Annotated in this window: 13 protein-coding genes; 6 read left to right on the forward strand and 7 right to left on the reverse strand. The window is 35.6% G+C overall.

What is annotated here, in order from left to right; translation table 11 throughout:
* Positions 1 to 2: 2 nt before the first annotated feature.
* Positions 3 to 2966 (reverse strand): tetratricopeptide repeat protein, encoded by a 2964-nt coding sequence (locus CLU97_RS12195; protein ID WP_121488167.1) that lies wholly within the window; start codon positions 2964 to 2966, stop codon positions 3 to 5.
* Positions 2967 to 3223: 257 nt separating this feature from the next.
* Between CLU97_RS12195 and CLU97_RS12200 the strand changes: the two genes are divergently transcribed.
* The 3 genes from CLU97_RS12200 (at position 3224) to CLU97_RS12210 (ending at position 7749) form a co-directional block, all read left to right on the forward strand.
* Positions 3224 to 5464 carry a CocE/NonD family hydrolase gene (locus CLU97_RS12200; RefSeq protein ID WP_121488168.1) on the forward strand — a complete coding sequence of 747 codons (2241 nt, stop codon included), beginning with the start codon at positions 3224 to 3226 and terminating at the stop codon, positions 5462 to 5464.
* Between the two features lie 105 nt (positions 5465 to 5569).
* Positions 5570 to 7252 carry an APC family permease gene (locus tag CLU97_RS12205; RefSeq protein ID WP_121488169.1) on the forward strand — a complete coding sequence of 561 codons (1683 nt, stop codon included), beginning with the start codon at positions 5570 to 5572 and terminating at the stop codon, positions 7250 to 7252.
* 158 nt (positions 7253 to 7410) lie between these two features.
* Positions 7411 to 7749: a DUF962 domain-containing protein gene (locus CLU97_RS12210; RefSeq protein ID WP_121488170.1), complete on the forward strand. Its 339-nt coding sequence runs from the start codon at positions 7411 to 7413 to the stop codon at positions 7747 to 7749.
* A 367-nt stretch (positions 7750 to 8116) separates the two neighbouring features.
* On the opposite strand, the gene CLU97_RS12215 is transcribed toward CLU97_RS12210, so the two are convergent.
* A complete protein-coding gene (locus CLU97_RS12215; RefSeq protein ID WP_121488171.1) occupies positions 8117 to 8581 on the reverse strand; it encodes a hypothetical protein in 465 nt (154 codons plus the stop codon).
* Positions 8582 to 8716: 135 nt separating this feature from the next.
* Entirely contained in the window at positions 8717 to 10738 is a 2022-nt protein-coding gene (locus CLU97_RS12220; RefSeq protein ID WP_121488172.1) for a hypothetical protein, read from the reverse strand.
* Positions 10739 to 10888: 150 nt separating this feature from the next.
* Between CLU97_RS12220 and CLU97_RS24030 the strand changes: the two genes are divergently transcribed.
* On the forward strand, positions 10889 to 11503 hold the full coding sequence (locus CLU97_RS24030; RefSeq protein ID WP_228437678.1) for a DUF4377 domain-containing protein: 615 nt from the start codon (positions 10889 to 10891) through the stop codon (positions 11501 to 11503).
* 56 nt (positions 11504 to 11559) lie between these two features.
* Here CLU97_RS24030 and CLU97_RS12235 read toward each other — a convergent pair whose 3' ends face one another.
* Both CLU97_RS12235 and CLU97_RS12240 read right to left on the reverse strand, forming a co-directional pair.
* Positions 11560 to 12498 carry an SPFH domain-containing protein gene (locus tag CLU97_RS12235; protein ID WP_121488173.1) on the reverse strand — a complete coding sequence of 313 codons (939 nt, stop codon included), beginning with the start codon at positions 12496 to 12498 and terminating at the stop codon, positions 11560 to 11562.
* Between the two features lie 189 nt (positions 12499 to 12687).
* Positions 12688 to 14043, reverse strand: a complete 1356-nt coding sequence (locus CLU97_RS12240) for a deoxyguanosinetriphosphate triphosphohydrolase (protein ID WP_121489731.1) — start codon at positions 14041 to 14043, stop codon at positions 12688 to 12690.
* A 199-nt stretch (positions 14044 to 14242) separates the two neighbouring features.
* Here CLU97_RS12240 and CLU97_RS12245 point away from each other — a divergent pair, with 199 nt between their 5' ends.
* The gene (locus CLU97_RS12245) at positions 14243 to 14872 is read left to right on the forward strand and encodes a class I SAM-dependent methyltransferase (protein ID WP_121488174.1); all 630 of its coding nucleotides are present in this window, start codon (positions 14243 to 14245) and stop codon (positions 14870 to 14872) included.
* A gap of 90 nt (positions 14873 to 14962) precedes the next feature.
* Complete coding sequence (locus CLU97_RS12250) at positions 14963 to 15697, forward strand: DNA-formamidopyrimidine glycosylase family protein (protein ID WP_121488175.1); 735 nt, start codon at positions 14963 to 14965, stop codon at positions 15695 to 15697.
* Between the two features lie 82 nt (positions 15698 to 15779).
* Here CLU97_RS12250 and CLU97_RS12255 read toward each other — a convergent pair whose 3' ends face one another.
* A complete protein-coding gene (locus CLU97_RS12255) occupies positions 15780 to 16502 on the reverse strand; it encodes a LytR/AlgR family response regulator transcription factor (RefSeq protein ID WP_121488176.1) in 723 nt (240 codons plus the stop codon).
* Positions 16502 to 17578, reverse strand: coding sequence for a sensor histidine kinase (locus CLU97_RS12260; protein WP_121488177.1), 1077 nt, complete (start codon positions 17576 to 17578; stop codon positions 16502 to 16504). The genes CLU97_RS12255 and CLU97_RS12260 overlap by 1 nt, the downstream gene beginning before the upstream one ends.
* Between the last annotated feature and the right edge of the window lie 165 nt (positions 17579 to 17743).

Below are 17743 nucleotides of genomic sequence, written 5' to 3' on the forward strand. Positions count from 1 at the left end.
TCTTATTTCTTAATCTGCTTTTTAACTTCTTTAGCTTCTGCTACAATCTCAGGGAAATCTTTATAATTTGCAATGATCTGATCACAGGTATAACTTGCCTGATAGTTGTCTTTCAGACCAATATAGTTTTTCGCCATCAATACCAACGCTTTTGCTCCCCAGAATTCTTCAGATGCATAGTTATTGGCAAGCTTAAAGATCGTTTCGTTAGAAGATTTGAAAGCTTTTCCTTTGTTCTGATAATACGCTTTAGCATACAAAGCTTCCGCAGCTACCGAAGTATTGGATGATTTTTCAAGAGAAACATAAGCTGCCTGTGCATCTTTATCCTTTCCTGAGTTCATCAGACTTCTTGCTTTGATCACTTTCGCGGTTTCAATAACGGCTGCTGAGTTTTTAGAATTAGCAATCACTGCATTGGCCAGTTTTTCAGCTTCAGAAAAATTATTTTCTTCTGCATACAGTTTCATTAGTTCCACATTCGCATAATTCTTAATACCAATGTCTGAAGAATTTTTAATGCCTTCAAGGTACTTTTTAGCTTCTGCTGTATTCCCTTGCGCAATGAAGATTTGAGCTAAACGAGTTTGCGCATCATCCTGGTAATCATTCTGAATTCCAGCAACTTCCTGAAGAACAAGTAAAGCTTTAGTTGAATTGTTAGTCTGATAGTAACTCTCTCCTAATTCGTATTTAGCTTGGTACAATCCTTCACCTGTTGGATTCTGTGTCAGATACTTTTCGTAGTAAGAAATTGCACTTTTATAATCTTTCTTCGCGAAGAACTGTTTAGCGGTTGATAAGTTGATTTCATCTATCTCAGCAGTATCTACATTCACACCAATATTTCTTGCGAAAGCTTCATATCCGGAAACATCTCCGTTTTTCGTGAAGATAGGTTTTGCAGCCTGTACTACCTTCTGAGCATAGGCTGTATTTTTATACTGCTCACCCAGAGATTTCAGTTCAGAAAGTGCTTTATCATTCTGATTCTGGTCTATATAATTCTGAGCTCTGTAGATAGAAGCATTCGCAATAAGATCTTTGTCTGAAGAGCCTTTAATTACTTTTCCGAAATAATCATTAGAGTTCGCAAAATCATCCTGAGCGGCATAAGCTGTTCCTATTTCGTATTGAGCATCATCATAATATTCGGAATCCGGATATTTTGATAAAAGATTTTTAAGGTTGGTAATCTTCGCCTGTGTATCTCCTTTAAATCCTAAAGCCATCGCTTTTTGATACAAAGTATAATCCGTAGCATCTTCATTTTTATCATAAATAGCGATGGCTTCGTTCAGGTCATTGTTGGCATAATGAATATCTGCAAGACGAAGTTCCGCATCGTTTTTAAATTCCGGTTTCGGGTTGGCAAGATATTGTTTGAAATATGTTTCTGCCTGATCAAATTTCTTGGATTTAAAATAAGCATATCCTAAATCATACGGAAGCTGCTGTTTTTCAGGGAAGTTTTCGTTCAGAAGCTTTTCATAACGAACAATGGCAGATGGATAATTTCCTTTTTGGTAATATACCTGTGCCAGCCAGTATAAAGCTCTGCTGTTGAATTCTTTATTGATATTGAAGCCAAGACTTCTTAAGAAATATTTCTCGGCTTCGTCATAATTTCCTTTGTTGAATTCCTCAGTTCCTAATAAATAAGAAACCTCCTGGTCTACTTTGTTGATCTCTGGAGTAGAACTCTGTAATCTGTCAATAGCATTCAGCGTTTCTTTATAGTTTCCGGAATACAGATAAGATTTCACCAATAATGACCTCATTTCTGTAGCATTGGCTCCATTCTGATTTTCGTTGATATAACTTTGGATCACCGCCGAAGGGCTTTCAAACGGGTTACCGATATCGTAACTTAATTTAGCATACTGCTCATGAGCCAGTTTTTTCACTTTCGCATCATAATCCATCTGATAAGAAGAACGGAATGCAGAAAGCGCTTCCTGTTTTTTATCTACTGCCAGATAAGCATTTCCTAACTGATAGTAAGCATTTTGAGCCAAGGCAGAATTACTGTTAAGAAGCTGGTTGTAATAAGAAACCGCTTCATCGTATTTTTTAAGCTGTGCAGCTACAAATCCCATCTCATACAAATCGTTTTCAGACGGATTTTGCTGTACGCTCAGATAATCTTTTAAATGTGGGTAAGCAGAACTATAATCATTCTTCATGAAATAACTTTCCCCAATGATTTTATGAACTTCTGCCTTATAAGAATCTGAAATATTTTCTTTTAAAAGAGCATTTCCTTCGGTAATGGCCTGATCGTAATTCTTATCATTGTAGTACATCTGTACGTAATAAGGACGTACAAGCTTGGAGAATTTATCCTGATCTTTTATAGAATCAAAATACTGGAAAGCTTTATCATTCTGTCTGTTGCTGTAATATAAATGCCCCAGCATATAAGCAATGTCTCCTTTTTGAGACTGATCTGCTGTTTTATAAGCTTCTTCCAGTGCATCAATAGCTCCTTTGGAGTCACCCGTCATGAATTTTGCATATCCAAGCTTTAGAATATACTGGGTATTCTCCTCTTTCGAAAGCTGATACTGGTTCACCTTTTTCAAGGTTTCCAACGCTTTGTCAAAGTCTTTTTTTGCCAAATAGTAATCTGCCAATGGAAGATTAGCCTGAGCAAAATAAGCAGAATTAGGATATTCTTTCATGAAAGCCGTTAACCCCTCTTCAGCATGATTTTTCTGAAGAATCACACCAATCACATTATCAAAAAACTGCGCTGCTTCTTTTTTCGAACGGGACAGATTCTGATTGTAGAAATATTGTCTTGCATATTCGTATTGTGAAGCGTTGTAAATTTTAGTCTGATAAAGATTTTCGGCTAGATTGAACCTGTAATTTTCTTTCTGGGTAAAATATTGGGACTGTTGAGCATCGGAGATTCCGAAATACATTACTGCAGCCGCTAAAAGTATTTTTTTTGATTTCATTCTTCTTGATATAAGAAAATTAGTCTAAATAAGTTAACGAAAATATTAAAAACTTATTGTTTAAGCAAGTTTTAACAGCGTTAATGGATGTTAATACTTATTTCACAACCATGAAAATTTTCTCACGGTACAATGATAAAATTTACTACTTTCGTCTGATAAAATGTAAACAATTTTAATTAACCGTTATCAAAAACGTATTTAAATTTGATACTTTTTCAACAGCAGCTAAAAACATACCATAAACACACCATCTCATGAAATTTAAGATTCTTTTAGCATTAATTTTTGTAAACCTCATGCAGGCGCAAAAATTTCACTTTCCAAAGACCGCTGTAACTGACTCTGTTATACTGGAAAAACAAATACCGGGGCTTGCTCAGCAAGTGATTCCTCAACTTCAGTCTGCAAAATACAAACCGGAAAACACTGTTGATCTTATGGATAATCTTTTCCGTTTGCAGATGGTTGCTCAGGATTATAAAAACTCACTGGCTTCTCTTTCTGAAAACCGTAAGCTCTTTGCGGATAATAATATGGGAGACTACAGATTTATCGGATTTGAACTGTATGCCCTTGCAAAAATGGAGCAAAAAGAAAATAATAATTCCTTTTCCAATGCCCTTCAGAAAGTATTTAATCAAAAATATGAAAGCCTTTCCGAAAAACTGATTCCAAGACTAGGAATTGCTCTTGACGGAGATGTTCGGGAATCTAAAAAACAGCTGAAGAAAGTACTGGATAAACAAAAAGACAAAGACAGTATAGACTACAGAACAGCTCTTGCTCTATGCAAAAGCTATTTAAGTTACCAAACCTATTCAGGTATAAAACCTCAGGTGATGCAGCTTCTGGCTTCAAAAGACAGAGAAAAGTTCATTATTGAGACTAAAGATCTTACCATAAAAAACGGAGCCACCTTAACGATCACAATTGTTCGGAAAAAGGAAAATACTTTCCCGCTACCTGTTATTCTTACCAATAATATCTATGCGGGTTCATTTGATGAATTCTTCGGAAAAAGAGCCGCTACGTATAACTATGTAGGAGCGGTTGTAAATACCCGTGGCAAAAGAAACAGTAATGATGTAAATAATCCTTTTGAGCATGAATCAGAAGATATCTACGAAGTAATCGACTGGATAAGCAAACAACCTTGGTGCAATGGAAAAGTAGGAATGATTGGTGGAAGCTACTTAGGTTTCAGTCAATGGGCAGCCGTAAAAAAACTGCATCCGGCGTTAAAGACAATTGTTCCTCAGGTTGCAGTAGGCATCGGGATTGATTATCCTGCTCAGAATAACATCTTCATGAGCTATATGCTGCAATGGATACAATATGTGACCAATAATAAATTTACGGACGAAGCTGATTTTGCCAATGCTGTAAAATGGGATTCTATTTATACAAAATGGTACAAAAGCGGGAAAGCATTCAGATCTTTAGATGCGATAAGCGGAAAACCGAGCAAAATATTCCAGCGATGGCTGGATCATCCGGGATATGATGGATACTGGCAGAAAATGGTTCCTTACAAAGAGGATTTTTCTAAAATCAATATTCCTATCCTGACCACAACGGGATATTATGATGATGATCAGATTGGTGCGCTGTATTATTTTAAACAACATCATCTGTACAACAAAAATGCAGATCATTATCTGGTAATAGGCCCTTATAATCATGGAGGAGCCCAAAGTTTCGGATTTACTTACGTGAATGGAAATCCTATTGATCCAGTGGCAAGAATAAGTATTGACGATCTTGCTTTCTCCTGGTTTGATTATATTCTTAAAGGAGGTCAAAAACCGGAAATTTTAAAAGACAGAATTAATTTTCAGGTGATGAATACCAATACCTGGAAGCATGTGGCTGATCTTGACAAAATGCATACTTCTACTCTGAAATTTTACCTTCAGGACAAGAAAAACACATCATCTGTATTTAATAAACCGGAAAACAAGACTTTCACAAAACAAACTGTAGATTTAAAAAACAGGGATCAGAAAGACATTTATTACAAAGTCAGCAAAAAAGACAGCATAAAAATAACGAATTCTGTCGCCTTCGAAAGTGAAGTGCTTGACAAGGATATGATCATCAGTGGAAATCTGTCCGGAATTTTCAATGTTTCCATCAATAAAAAAGACTTTGATACGGATACTTACCTGTACCAGATTCAGCCGGATGGAAAATCTTCGTTATTATCTACTCATATTGTAAGAGCCAGCTATGCAAAGAACAATGAAAAACGACAGCTTCTTGAACCGAATAAAATGGAACAAATCCCAATTAACAACTCTTATTTTATGAGCAGAAAAATAGAAAAAGGAAGCAAACTTCTTTTATTGGTTGGAGTGAATAAAACACCTTATTGGCAGATTAATTATGGTTCCGGTAAAGATGTAAGTGATGAAACCATAAAGGATTCCGGAGAGCCGATGGAGATCAAATGGTACAATGACAGCTATGTGGAAATACCTGTTTATAAAGAGTAAAGTCTTTTGTTTGAGTATTTTTACTCCAAATGTTTTTAACAACTGTTAACATCAAAATAAAAAATCATTACATTTGCTTTTTTTCAAATCAAATATAGTTATTGAATGAGTCAACTTTTTAGAAGAAAAATCTATTCAGATACAGATACTTCAACAGGACTTTTAAGAGTCTTAGGTGTGTGGGACATCGTATTTTTTGGTATTGCGGCCATTATCGGAGCTGGCAGTTTCAGCAGTTTGGGAGAAGCCGTTTTCAGAGGTGGCCCCGGTGTTATTCTACTATATTTGATTTGCGGTTTTGCCTGTGGGTTTACCGCCTTATGCTACGCTGAATTTGCCAGCAGAATTCCTACCGCAGGTTCTGCTTATACGTATGCTTATGCCAGTTTTGGAGAATTGATTGCGTGGGTTATTGGTTGGGCTCTGATCATGGAATATTCTTTCGGGAATATTTATGTAGCCTTTTCGTGGTCGGATTATTTCACCAGTTTCTTAGGACGTCTCGGAATGCATATTCCTGATTATCTGACCTGTAGTTATACTGAAGCGAGAAAAGCCGTTCAATATGGTTCTGAAAACAAAGAATTATTAAACGCGTGGAAAACAGCTCCGTTAATCGGGAGTTTGAAATTCATTGTAGATATTCCGGCATTGGTTATTAATGGCTTAATTACATGGCTTTGTTACGTAGGAGTAAAAGAAAGTAAAAACTTCAATAATTCTTTGGTTATCTTAAAATTGGGAGTCATTCTATTGGTGATTCTGGTTGGTTTTGCTTACATTAATACTGAAAACTGGACACCAATAAGCCCTACAACAGGAACACCATCCTTCATGCCTAATGGTTTTGCAGGAGTAATGAGTGCCGTATCCGGAGTATTTTTTGCTTATATTGGATTTGACGCTTTGAGCGTACTTTCTGAAGAAACTAAAGATCCACAGAAGACCTTGCCAAAAGGGATGATCATTTCACTTGTACTGTGTACAGTGATCTATATCGCATTGACATTGGTATTAACCGGAATGGTAGATTACAAGAAATTTGACGGTGTGGGAGACCCGCTTTCCTTCATCTTTGAAAAAACAAATGCCAATGTAGCCTGGATGGAGCTTGTGGTTTCCTTCGTTGCAATTGTTGCCATTACTACTGTATTATTGGTTTTTCAGATGGGACAGCCGAGAATCTGGTACGCTATGAGCCGTGACGGACTAATGCCTGCAAGGTTTCAAAAGGTACATCCTAAATACAAAACACCATCATATGCAACTATTGTTACAGGGATTGTGGTAGGTATTCCTATCCTGTTTACAGATAAAACATTCATCCTTGATTTTACAAGTATCGGAACTATTTTTGCCTTTGTATTGGTATGTGCTGGAGTGCTTATGCTTCCGGCTAAAGAAAAAATTAAAGGTAGATTTCACCTTCCTTACGTGAATGGGAAAATCATTTTCCCTGTTGTTTTCATCGGTAGTTTATTGGTTTTCTACAAATGGCAGCCAGAGTTTTTTGATAATCTGATGAACTGGTCAGATCCTAAAGAAGGAGAATTCAGAGCTTCTATTTTCTTCTTTATTATTATTAATCTCGTTTTATGTGTTGTAGCATTTATTAAAAACTTATCATTGATTCCTTTGGTTGGATTAAGCTCATGTCTTTATCTTCTTACAGGAATGAGCCATGAAAACTGGTTCTGGTTCGGAATGTGGTTCCTGATTGGAATGGTTATTTACTTCTGCTACGGATACAAAAACAGTAAGCTGGGAAAAGAACTAAAGAACAGCTAAATAAGCACTAAATAAAATTGCGGAAAGGCAAAATAGCAAAGAGGTTAAACCTGATGGAGAGACCTGATTGGCTATTTTGCCTTTTTGCTTTTTACCATTTCATGAAAATCGGCAGAATTATTGCTTTAAGTTCAATAGAATCAATAAACTAGATCACCATGGCCGAAAGAATCAAAACATACAGAGAATTTTACCAGTTTTATCTTACAGAGCACAGTAAAACAGGAACCCGAATCTTCCATTTTATTGGAACATTTCTTGTGTTTTTCGTTATATGGTATGTCATCAGCTCCGGAAAAGAAAGGTTTCTTTGGTACATTCCGATTGTAGGCTACGGATTTGCCTGGTTCAGTCATGCTGTGATTGAGAGAAACAAACCTGCTACTTTTAAATATCCTTTATGGTCTCTAATCTCGGATTTCAGATTATTTTTTGAGCTTTTGATTGGTAAACAGAAGTTCTTCACATCCAATAATCAGCCTCAGAAGCAGGAATAACTTTAGGACTTTTGTCTGCTTTTTTACTTAAAAAGCATTTCTTGTAATCATACTTGTGCCTTCGTTCTCAAAATAATCTTGTCATTTTTTTGTTGGATAATCGCAAGCGCGCTAAGAGCTTCATACTTTGTGCATATTTTAAGAAGCAAGAAAATCTGAGATTTTGAGCAGGTTGTGCGTTATTATTTTTCTTGTAGTTTAGAGTTTAGATTCCTTGCTTTGCTTAGAATGACAAACAGAGTTTTGAAATTTTATCGGAGATAAAATCCTTGCGCCATAAAAGTATTCCCTGTAATAATACTTGCGTCTATGCGTTTTTCAACCTTTACTTTTCGATTGAGATTGCTTCACCTTCGGTTCGCAATGACTATAACTCAGTGGGGTTTTGCTTGCCCGGATGAAGTTTTTTCCCTACCAGATATCCCAATGAAGGTAAAATAAGAGACAATACTACCGGAACTATCAACGCCAAGCCTGATCCATCAAGGACAAGCGTTACAGGAAAAAGATATCCATTGTACACTATAAATGCCAGTGAAAAAATAATGCTATCACTATTACTTGTAGATAGGATATTAAAATGACTTCCAAACTGATCAAACAAACCGGAGCAAGCAAATAAAAATACGTTCACAAAAAATATCCACAGAACTGTCCTGTAGATCATTCCTTTTTTTGCATTCAGATAGCCTGCAAAGATCAGAAGAAGAGATAAAATTCCGGAAACAAAAAAGTCTACACCGGAGAGCTCAGTTTCACCTCCTGTTCTTCCAAAGAAATACATGGCATACAATACGATATTCAGAAGATAGATTGCCGTTACATAATTCATACATCAAAATTTTACTGTCTACCATCAGAAATGATGGTAATGGAATGTTATTAGAATAATGAAGAGTTACGGCGGGCGGCTTCGCCGCCCGCCGTAACTCTAAACCTTAAACCCAAAACTTTAAATCTAAAGCCTTTATTTAAACTTCTTCTTAAAACTGAATTTAAGCATATTCATGAGCCCAGGTTCAATAATATCAATTCCCAGTCCGAAATTACTATCGGCTACAGTATGATGATCTGTCCTGAACTGTTCAAATTCGCTTTGCGGAATTTCAAGATTCACCAAAGGATTGTATTCAATAGATACGCTTGCACCATTTTTATTTACTTTCTTACGACTTTTATAGTCAAAATATGGATTGGCTATTGTGCTTTCCTGAATGGTATATTTTTCTTCAGTATCAATTTTCTGATCTGTATGCAGGTTGATTTCGTATTTCTCGCTATCGAAATTATGCCAGAAGGGTAAATCTTTATGAATGAAATCTCTTGCACTTCCTTTGATAACGTTTCTGTCAAAATACATCAGAAAACGATTCTTTTGCGGATCCACAAAATAAGGATTCTCAACAATAGCGGTATACTGAATCTTCACTTCATTCAGTCTTTTATCATCGCTTACTACATCGATTGCTGCATCTTTGAATACGTTACGGACATCGGTACCGTTCCTGTCACCTGAATAATTAAGCGCATAGAAAAGGAAATTGTTCCAGCTGTCTATGATTTCTCTTTTATTGGTGCTTTTAAAATACCTGCGCATAGCATTGGCTCTGTTTCCTTTGTAAGTAGTAGACAAGGTAAGCTTTCCGCTATTTCCCTGCGCATTCAAATCTACTTTTTCATTGATGCAGAAATAGGAAAATTTATACGGCTTTCTTACCTGAAGCTCCTGATCTTTTTTCACTTCCAGATAATGCATAAAATACATAAATCCTCTGTTTTCAATCAATCCGAATTCATCACGGATGGTAGCATCTATGAAATATTCTTCGCCTTTATAATTTACTTTTACAACTACATGATTAAAATTTAATAATGATGGCAGATAATATTTAATATAATAATCTGTGTTAAAATTCACGAGTACTACAGAAGCATCCACTCCTATATAATCAAGAATAACTTTTAACAAAACTGATTTTGCTTTACAATCACCCTGCTTATTTTCATAGGTTACTGATGGTTCCTGTGGTTTATGACCATTCATTTCATCAGCATTAAAGATGTAATAGATATGATTCTGAACATATTCTATTGCAAATTGCAGCTTTTCATCCTGATCGGTAATGGCATCCAGTTTTTCTATAAGATTCGGAGCAAAATCCTTCAAGGAAGCTTTATTGAAAATTTCGTCATAGATTGGTACAATATAGTTGGAAAGATCTTTCCAGTTACTTTCTGTAGCAAAATCTATGTAAGGGAAAATTTCACGTCCGGAATCTACAGGATTGATGTAATTCTGTTCTTCAATCACAAAACGTTCCCCTTTTTTAAGATGATTGACTTCCGGCTCAAGAACATTACCCTGTTCATCTCTGAAAAATGTTTTTTTATAAGCAATCTTCTGTTCACGTTCGTTGATAAAAGTAAATTTAAAACTACCGTAAGCCCAGTAGTTATCCGGACTTACCCAGACATACTTTGAGAATTCCTTTCTTAAAAAGTCACGGTCTGTAAATTCTTTGATTCTTGAATCTTCCAGAATCAGAACATCATACAGCCTAAGATCTTTAATGGTAATATTGATTTTTTTATTACTGCTCAGAACACCTCCGCTGCTCTGGTTTTCACTGTCAAGAACCTTAATCTTCGTATCCGGAATCTTATCAATCAAAACTCCATCTCTCAACACACTGATCCTGTGAATCTGATAGACTTCATTTTCCTCTACAATGACATCAGAAGCAGAAGCTCTTTCAAGGTTTCCAGGTTCGTTCAGCGTATATGCCATGCACACATACTCACTGTTTTCGGTGTTGCTGGTATAGTATTTTTTATCTAAAAAGTAGCAGTAGTCACGGCCTTCGTCTATTTGTCTTTTGGCAAATTCAGAGTCTTTGATCAGGTTTTTTATTTCCTCATCTTCAATATTTCCTGCCCACATTTCAGGTTTTTGAATCCTGTAATTTTCAACTTGCATTTGATTTTCCATATTTATTATAAGAGTTATATTTTGCGGTTGGTTTTTAAGAAATTCAAATTAAATGATTAAAAAAATAAAAAGCAATAGCAGAAGTACTACAAATTCACCTGACCCATTTCGGCATGGTAATTGCGAGGTATGGGAAAAAAATCAAGTTTTATGAAAAGTATAGCAACAATTCTAAAAGGGGCAGCTCCCGCATTAGCATTATTTGCAATGACGCAATGTACAACCACAGCCAATGCATCCGCAGGTGATGAAAAAACATTCATCGTAGGACCACAAACAGCAGACTGTACAGGTGTAGCTCCTATGAAATGTCTGCAGGTAAAAGAAAACGTTTCCGGAAACTGGACGAATTTTTACAGCAATATCGAAGGATTTACTTATGAGCCGGGGTATGAATATGTTTTAAAGGTAAAAACGGAAAAAATTGCCAATCCGCCAGCGGATGCTTCTTCCATAAAATACACTTTGGTAAAACAGGTTTCTAAGACAAAAAAGAAAGAACTGGCAGCCAATGAAAAAACCATTATCGTAGGACCACAAACCGTAGAGTGTTCTGCCGGAGCCGGCCGTATGCAATGCATGCAGGTAAAAGAAAGTGCTTCTACAGACTGGACGAATTTCTATAGCAGCATTGAAGGCTTCACTTATGAGCCAGGTTACGAATATGTTTTAAAAGTAAAAACAGAAAAAATCGCTAATCCGCCAACTGATGCTTCTTCAATCAAATACACACTGATCGAACAGGTTTCTAAAACGAAAAAATAATAAAAAACCGCTCCTGAAATTTCAGGAGCGATTTTCATTTAATTTAAGTTCAATTTTTAATATCCGGTTTCTTTTTGAGGAGGATCAGGATATTTTCCTTTTGTAGCCTCACCTACTGTATTTGCAGTTGTCATGGCTACTACAAGATCATTCAGCATACCGCTTGCTGCAGTGGGTGAATTGGGAAGAAGTACGAGATTACTTCTGCTGCTGGCTCCTACCGAATGTAAAGTATCATAATGCTGTGTTACCACAATAAGTGCTGATGCTTCGTGAGAATTGATATCTACATTATTCAGCATTCTTACAGACTCTTCAAGCCCTTTTGCAATTTCTCTTCTTTGGTCGGCAATCCCTTGTCCTTGCAGCTTTTTAGATTCTGCTTCTGCTTTTGCAACTGCTACAATACGGATTCTCTGTGCTTCGGATTCATATTCTGCCGCTGTTTTTTCTCTTTCTGCAGCATTGATTCTGTTCATGGCATGTTTTACCTGCTCATCCGGATCAATATCTGTTACCAAGGCTTTGATAATATCATAACCATAACTGTTCATAGCTTCCTGAAGTTCACTTTTTACGGCAATTGCGACATCGTCTTTTCTTACAAACACATCATCCAGTTTCAATTTTGGAACTTCTGCTCTTACCACATCAAAAACAAATGAAGTAATTTGATTTTCAGGATTTTCTAAACGATAATATGCATCTCCAACCTGGCTTCTTATCACCTGATACTGAACGGAAATTTTCATTTTGATGAAAACGTTATCCAAAGTTTTTGTATCAATCATTACATCCAGCTGCTGAATTCTTAAATTCAGTCTTTTGGCAATCTGATCTATAATTGGCAATTTAAGATGAAGACCAGAATGTTTTACAGCCCTAAATTTTCCAAAACGTTCAATAATAGCTGCTGTTTCCTGCTTGACAACAAAAAACGAAGCAAATAAAATGATAAGCCCGAAGAAAATAACGGGCGCTAAGTATATACCCATAGTTTTTAATTTTTTAATATGTCGTCACAAATCCAGTTTTGTTAAAAACATTTTTATCCGTGTTTGTTTAAATATAGGAAAAATAAAATTAAACTGAAGAACGAATTTCATTGAAAAAGCTACTTTTAACGCATAAAAAAGCCTCTACTTTAATAGAAGAGGCTTTTAAATTATTATAAAAAATAGAATCTACACGGTCATTCCGATGTCTATTCCTTTAATTTTTCTGTACAAATCCGTAGCATAATTATCTGTCATTCCGGAAACGAAATCAATCACTCCAAGAACTTTCTGATAATCGGTTCCTTCATTATAAATGAATTGTTTTGGAATTAATTTCAACGCTTTTTCATCATAGGATTTTCTTTGACCATCAGGCTTCAGAATGGAAGGAATAAAATGATCCAGCAATTCATACATTACATTATAACCTGCATTTTCAATTTCAACAACAGCCTTGTGGTTGTAAATTTTTTCTACTGAGAAACTCGCAATATCCTGTAATGCTTTATTCTCTTTTTTATAAATATCAAGCAAACCATTGCCAAGATTTCCTTCAAGAATCGTTTCAAAGTTATGTTTATACATCTCAATCGACTTATTGATTAATGCATTGATTACTTTTGCTCTTAAATAAGAAATCTGTTCATTTTCATTGGAAATAGAGCTTAGCTTTGTTTCAATTCTCTGAACATCATCTGTTTCAGATTTTACAAGTTCAAAAAATAAGTTTTTACAGTCAGCAGTTGAAACAATACCCAATCGGTGAGCATCTTCCATATCAATGATATTGTAGCAAATATCGTCAGCTGCTTCTACCAGCCATACAAAAGGGTGTCTTTTGAAAATATGCGGTTCTTCACTTTCAGAAATAAGCTGGGTTCCTTTGGCAATTTCCAGGAAAATATCTTTTTCATTCTGGAAAAAACCGAATTTCTTTCTGTGAATGATTCCTTTTTTCTTGGCTACCGCTTCACATGGATATTTTGCTATACTTGCCAGCGTGGAGAACGTTAACTGAATACCTCCTGCATCTTTCCCTTGCTGCTGCTGAGCCAATACTCTGATTGCGTTGGCATTTCCTTCAAAATTAACCAGATCTGCCCATTCCTTCCCGTTGAATTTTGATTTCAGATCTTTTTCATTCCTTTCAAAATAGCTGGCAATGGCATCTTCACCGGAATGTCCGAATGCAGGATTTCCCACATCATGGCACAAACATGCTGCTGCAATAACGTTTCCTAAATTATAGAGATAAAAATTCTTTGAATCTTCAGTCAGTTCACCTTTAAAATCTTCAGCAATAAATTCACCGATAATACTTCCTAAACTTCTTCCTACAGATGATACTTCCAAAGAATGTGTAAGTCTGTTGTGTACAAAAACACTTCCGGGAAGAGGAAAAACCTGCGTTTTGTTCTGCAGTCTTCTGAAAGCTGAAGAGAAGATAATTCTGTCGAAATCTCTTTGAAAATCAGTTCGCGAAGCCTTAGTTTGTGGATTGTTTCCTGTACGTTGATTGGTGAAAATCTTGTTTAAATTCATCATTTTTCAAAATTACTCCAAATTTTAATTGTACGGAATAGTATTTAGATTTTTATTAAAGAGTTCTTTCATTCAAAAAATCTATTATAATAAACGTTTTTTAGGGATCGGAAAGCTTGAATAAATATTTTACATTTGATACCACTAATAACGAAAGAATTACAAATATTCTTCTTTCAAATTTTAAATTCTTTTTATCATGACAGACAACACTTGGCTCAACAGATGGGATGATAGATACAGCAGCGAAGAATTTGCTTATGGAACGAAGCCCAACAACTATCTGAAAGAACAGCTTAGCAAATTAAATCCGGGCAAAATACTTTTCCCTGCAGAAGGTGAAGGCCGGAATGCCGTTTTTGCAGCTACACAGGGATGGCAGGTCTCAGCCTTCGATATCAGTGCAAACGGAAGAAACAAAGCGCTGCAACTGGCTGAACAGCTGCAAACTTCTATTGATTATCAAGTGGGAGAACTTTCAACTTTGGATTATCAGAAAGAACAGTTTGATGCCATTGCTCTTATCTATGCGCATTTTCCGGGTGCTATTAAATCTTCAATCCACCAAATGCTGAATCAGTATCTGCGTAAGGGCGGCTTTATTATTTTCGAAGCTTTCAGTAAAAATCATCTTGAATATATTGCAAAGAACGAAAAGATAGGCGGTCCGAAAGATATTGAATCTTTATTTTCTGTTGAAGAGATCAAAGCAGATTTTCCGGATTATCACATTATTGAATTGGCAGAAACAGAAATCGAGCTCAATGAGGGACTTTTTCATAACGGGACGGGTTCTGTTATCCGATTCGTAGGGCAAAAACTGGTCTGAATATATTTTGAATAGGTTTATTTTGGGATAAAACTTTAGATTTTATTCAATTATGGAATATTATTTGAATCTTTATCTCAAAATAAACGTATGCCTGAAGGTCCGTCCATCATATTAATGAAAGAAAACCTGCAGCCATTTGCGTGCCAGCAAGTGACAGAAGTTTCAGGAAATGCCAAATTCGAAAAAAAGGTGTTCATTGGACAATCCCTCCTTGAAATCCGGACTTTTGGAAAACAGACTTACCTTATTTTTGAAAAAGCTGCCATTCGTATCCATTTATTAATGTTTGGCTCTTACAGCATTAATGAGCAGACCAAACCTGATAAAAGTCTGCGTTTAGCATTGTTTTTCTCTACCGGAAGCATTTATTTCTACACCTGTTCCATAAAATCCGTACCTCTTGAATATCTTTCCACCATAGATTGGGAAGCTGATATAATGAATGATCAGTGGAATTCTAAGAAGGCTGAAGAGAAGTTAAAATCCAATCCGAAAATGATGGTCTGTGATGCATTGATGAATCAGGATATCTTTTCGGGAGTCGGAAATATTATTAAAAATGAGGTTCTTTTCAGAATTGGAGTTCAGCCTGAAAGTTTACTGGGTAATCTTCCTCCCAAAAAAAGAAAAGAACTTATTGCTGAAGCCAGAAATTACAGTTTTGATTTTCTGAAATGGAAAAGAGAATTTGTTTTGAAAAAGCACTGGCTGGTTCATACGAAATCTGTCTGTCCGATATGCGGCCAGAAGCTCATTACCAAACAAACAGGGAAAGGAAAAAGGAGAAGTTTCTTTTGTGAAAAAGATCAGAAACTTTATTAAATATTTTCCCACTGATTACACAAATTTCCACAGATCTTTTTGAGCTTGTGAGTGATATTTATTATTGCTCATTAATTATATTCTAATCTGAATTCAGAAGTCCTCCGGCAAATTTTGTAAAGAATTCAGCTCTGTATACTTCTCCAAGTGGAATCTCAGAATCTTCTATGTATATATTATGATTGTCAAATGAATCTATATAATTCATATTTACAACATAGGACTTGCTGACTCTGATAAAGGTTTCTCCGGATATTTTCTGATGGGTGGTTTTTAAATTCATTGCAGTGATAAGTTTCTGCTGTTTTGTATGAATAACTACATAATCTTTGAGCCCTTCTATAAACTTAATATCTGAAAAACTGATCTTATAGAATCTTCTTTCTGCTTTGATGAATAAAAAATCTGCAGTATTGGACTCTACTGTATTTTTCACGGTATCTTTAGACAAAAGTTCAGTATAAAGTGTGGCTTTATCAATCGCTTTTTCCAGTCTTTGAGGATCAATAGGCTTCAACAGATAATCTACAGCTTCCAGTTCATAACTCTTTAGCGCATATTGAGAATAGGCCGTTGTAAAAATAATAAGGGATTTTTTCGGAAGCATTTCTACAAACTCAAGGCCTGTTACCATGGGCATTTCTATATCGAGGAAAATAAGATCCACATCATTATCTTTAAGGAACTCCAGCGCAGACGGAGCATTGGAAAATTCGCCAAGGATATCAATACCGGAGATTTCATTGATCAGCGATCTCATTTCGGATCTTGCCAGGGGTTCATCATCAACTATAATACAATTCATCACACGGGAATTTTTAAATTTACATTATATTCTTTTTCATCGGATTCTATCTGGAGGTCAAAAGTATCATTATAAAGAAGTTCCAGTCTTCTGGTGATATTGGCAAGACCAAGTCCACTGTTTTTGCTGTCCGAAACTGCATAACCTACACTTCTTGAATTCACACATCTGAAATAAAGCTGCTTGTTTTCAATACCGATTTCAATTTTCACATAAGACTCTCCCCCATTGAGATCTACACTGTGCTTGACTGCATTTTCTACAAAAGTGGTAAACAGATTGGGCGGAATAAAAGTACTGCTGATGATTCTTTTATCAACTTCTGTATGAATATCAAAAGAGAAATTATCTCTTCTTATCTTTTCAAGGTTTAAAAAGTTAGACAGAAAATCAATTTCCGAAGTCAGTAATGTTTTTTCTTCACTATTTTCATAAAGCTGATACCTGAGAAATTCTGAAAGTTTTACAATAACCACTGAAGCTTTTGCCGGATCTGTTCTTATGAGTGCTTTTACATTATTCAGCATATTGAACAGAAAGTGTGGATTAATCTGATTTCTCAATTCATTAAGCTCCATACTCATGGTAAGCTTACTAAGCTCATTAATCCTTTTATTGTCATTGATCCATTTCTGCAAAAGTTTTATGGTAGTAGTGGTCATGATAATAGGAATACACATCAGAACACCTTCATAAATTCCACCCTTTTCATTTTCCCTAAGAATATTTTTCACTCTGAATTCTTCAAAGAACAGCTTAAAACCATATCCTATAAAATTAAGCCCCCCTACCCCCATCAGAACCAGCAGAACAAGATAGGTGACATATTTTGTTTTAAAGAAGAACTTCGGAACCAAGACATATATATTAATGTAGACCATTGTAATGAGAATGACATACACAAAGAATAAAACATAATACTGATACATCCCGGAATACCAATGCCAGAACCTTGCGCTGTACATCAGAAAGAAAAAGAAAATCAGAAACAGCAGATGCCTTCGGAATCCATACTTCTCTTCCACCAGAAAATCCATTACAAAGGTTTCTTCAAATTTCCATGGACTGTATTTCATACGATAGGCTCATTTTATAGTTAACAAAAATAGAGAATAACGTAAAATACAACTATTTTATTATACAAAACCTGCATTTTATTATACCAAGTTTCAGCTTCCGGGATTTTGTATAAAATACCAGCCGTTTTGTATAAAAACAAATCCCCGCACTCCTTTTCTCTA

Source organism: Chryseobacterium sp. 7, from assembly GCF_003663845.1.
Taxonomy (GTDB): Bacteria; Bacteroidota; Bacteroidia; order Flavobacteriales; family Weeksellaceae; genus Chryseobacterium.

Excerpts from the sequence above, each read along its gene's own strand:
- CLU97_RS24030 (WP_228437678.1), top strand. The coding sequence starts at position 10,889 with ATGAAAAGTATAGCAACAATTCTAAAAGGGGCAGCTCCCGCATTAGCA.
- CLU97_RS12245 (WP_121488174.1), top strand. The coding sequence starts at position 14,243 with ATGACAGACAACACTTGGCTCAACAGATGGGATGATAGATACAGCAGC.
- CLU97_RS12220 (WP_121488172.1), bottom strand. The coding sequence starts at position 10,738 with ATGGAAAATCAAATGCAAGTTGAAAATTACAGGATTCAAAAACCTGAA.
- CLU97_RS12195 (WP_121488167.1), bottom strand. The coding sequence starts at position 2,966 with ATGAAATCAAAAAAAATACTTTTAGCGGCTGCAGTAATGTATTTCGGA.
- CLU97_RS12200 (WP_121488168.1), top strand. The coding sequence starts at position 3,224 with ATGAAATTTAAGATTCTTTTAGCATTAATTTTTGTAAACCTCATGCAG.
- CLU97_RS12240 (WP_121489731.1), bottom strand. The coding sequence starts at position 14,043 with ATGAATTTAAACAAGATTTTCACCAATCAACGTACAGGAAACAATCCA.
- CLU97_RS12210 (WP_121488170.1), top strand. The coding sequence starts at position 7,411 with ATGGCCGAAAGAATCAAAACATACAGAGAATTTTACCAGTTTTATCTT.
- CLU97_RS12215 (WP_121488171.1), bottom strand. The coding sequence starts at position 8,581 with ATGAATTATGTAACGGCAATCTATCTTCTGAATATCGTATTGTATGCC.
- CLU97_RS12255 (WP_121488176.1), bottom strand. The coding sequence starts at position 16,502 with ATGAATTGTATTATAGTTGATGATGAACCCCTGGCAAGATCCGAAATG.
- CLU97_RS12235 (WP_121488173.1), bottom strand. The coding sequence starts at position 12,498 with ATGGGTATATACTTAGCGCCCGTTATTTTCTTCGGGCTTATCATTTTA.
- CLU97_RS12260 (WP_121488177.1), bottom strand. The coding sequence starts at position 17,578 with ATGAAATACAGTCCATGGAAATTTGAAGAAACCTTTGTAATGGATTTT.
- CLU97_RS12205 (WP_121488169.1), top strand. The coding sequence starts at position 5,570 with ATGAGTCAACTTTTTAGAAGAAAAATCTATTCAGATACAGATACTTCA.
- CLU97_RS12250 (WP_121488175.1), top strand. The coding sequence starts at position 14,963 with ATGCCTGAAGGTCCGTCCATCATATTAATGAAAGAAAACCTGCAGCCA.